Source organism: Cellulomonas sp. P4_B5_2 (assembly GCF_056402235.1).
Window position 1 is genome coordinate 1 of record NZ_JBFUHU010000515.1, and the last position, 1322, is coordinate 1322.

A 1322-nucleotide genomic window follows, 5' to 3' on the forward strand; every position below is an offset into this window, starting at 1 on the left:
GGTCGGGGCGCCCACGTCGGCAGCGGTGACGATCGCGCTGGTCGACGGGGCCGTCGTCACGGCGCTGACCGAGCGACGGGACGTGCGGGGGACGGCGCGCGCGATCCTGGTCGCGGCGTGGGGTCGATGACCGGCGTCGTACGCTGACGGGATGCCGAACGACCCCGCTGACCTGCACGTCTGGTCGTTGCCGCTGCGGACGCAGTTCCGCGGGCTGACCGTCCGGGACGGTGTGCTGGTGCGGGGCGCGGCGGGCTGGGGCGAGTTCAGCCCGTTCTGGGACTACGACGCCGAGGAGTCCGTTGCCTGGTGGCGCGCAGCGCGGGAGGCTGCCGACGAGGGCTGGCCGGCGCCGGTGCGCAGCCGGGTCCCGGTGAACGTGACCGTGCCCGCGGTCGACGCCGAGACGGCCCACCGGATCGTGCGCTCCTCCGGCGGGTGCCGGACCGCGAAGGTCAAGGTCGCCGAGCCGGGACAGTCGCTCGCCGACGAGGTGGCCCGGCTGGAGGCGGTCCGCGACGCACTCGGCCCCGGCGGGGCCGTCCGCGTCGACGCCAACGCGGCGTGGGACGTCGACACCGCCGTCAGCCGGCTGGCCGCCCTCGACCGCGCCGCCGGAGGCCTCGAGTACGCGGAGCAGCCGGTGCCCGGCGTCGACGACCTCGCCGCGCTGCGACGCCGCACGCACGTGCCGATCGCCGCCGACGAGTCGATCCGCCGCGCGCAGGACCCGCTCGCCGTCGCGCGGGCGCACGCGGCCGACGTCGTCGTGCTCAAGGTCCAGCCGCTCGGCGGGGTGCGTGCCTGCCTCGAGCTGGCCGAGCGCATCGGCCTGCCGGTCGTCGTCTCGTCCGCCCTCGAGTCGTCCGTGGGACTCGCCGCCGGCGTCGCGCTCGCCGCCGCGCTCCCGGACCTGCCCTACGCCTGCGGTCTGGCCACCGCGCAGCTGTTCACCTCCGACCTGGTGGACCGGCCGTTCCTGCCGGTCGACGGCATGCTCGACGTCCGCCGGACCGCGCCCGACCCGGTGCTCCTGGCCGACGCGGCGGGATCACCCGAGCTCACGGACCGCTGGCGCGCGCGCGTCGCGGCCGTCCGGGCTCGGGCATGATGGCGGGCGTGCCGACGACGACCGCCCTCGATCCCGACCCGGCGACGACGGCGGCCCGCGTGATCGTGCAGGCGCTCGCGGCCCTCGGTGTCGAGGACGTGGTGCTCGCCCCCGGGTCGCGCAGCGCACCGCTGGCCTACGCGATCGCGGACGCCGCCCGCCCGGACGGTGAGCGGCCCGCCGGAGCCCCGAGCCTGCGCCTGCACGTGCG

1 protein-coding gene and 1 pseudogene are annotated in these 1322 nt (G+C 77.5%); both read left to right on the plus strand.

The window, feature by feature from the left end:
- Window positions 1-151: 151 nt before the first annotated feature.
- Window positions 152-1111, plus strand: a complete 960-nt coding sequence (locus AC1DUQ_RS21785) for an o-succinylbenzoate synthase (protein ID WP_477061305.1) — start codon at window positions 152-154, stop codon at window positions 1109-1111.
- Window positions 1111-1322: pseudogene (locus AC1DUQ_RS21790) on the plus strand (2-succinyl-5-enolpyruvyl-6-hydroxy-3-cyclohexene-1-carboxylate synthase); the annotation flags it as partial. The gene AC1DUQ_RS21785 and the pseudogene AC1DUQ_RS21790, both read left to right, overlap by 1 nt.

Excerpts from the sequence above, each read along its gene's own strand:
- AC1DUQ_RS21785 (WP_477061305.1), top strand. The coding sequence starts at position 152 with ATGCCGAACGACCCCGCTGACCTGCACGTCTGGTCGTTGCCGCTGCGG.